We start from the raw sequence: 307 nt of genomic DNA on the forward strand, positions 1-307 counted from the left end.
TTACAGCATTGTTTCCGCCACCGCCGACACCGATAACTTTTATATTCGCTAATTGATCTTGAGTAGTATCAAACTCTAACATGTCGAAATCCCCCTAGTACCTCATTTTTCGTGTCCAATTTTAATCCCATAAATAACGGAATACACGTTTTACTTTTGACATCATACGTTCATCATTTTGATTATTATTGTTTTGATTACGAGTTTTTTGTTTCGCAGGTTGCTGTTGTACCGGCGTTGGTGCTGGTGCTGGTACTGGGTCAAAATGTTCTTGCTTTTCCTGCACATTTTTTCCACGTAATTTAGC

At 38.4% G+C, this 307-nt stretch carries 2 protein-coding genes; both read right to left on the bottom strand.

The features are described from left to right. Positions 1–82: hypothetical protein (locus tag ACSG5Z_RS30400; RefSeq protein ID WP_435712804.1), on the bottom strand; the 82-nt coding region annotated here is incomplete at its 3' end. A gap of 39 nt (positions 83–121) precedes the next feature. Beyond that, on the bottom strand, positions 122–307 hold a 186-nt coding region (locus tag ACSG5Z_RS30405), incomplete at its 5' end, for a cell division protein FtsA C-terminal domain-containing protein (protein ID WP_435712802.1).

Origin of the sequence: Bacillus pretiosus, assembly GCF_051294775.1 — a bacterium.
Taxonomy (GTDB): domain Bacteria; phylum Bacillota; class Bacilli; order Bacillales; family Bacillaceae_G; genus Bacillus_A; species Bacillus_A wiedmannii.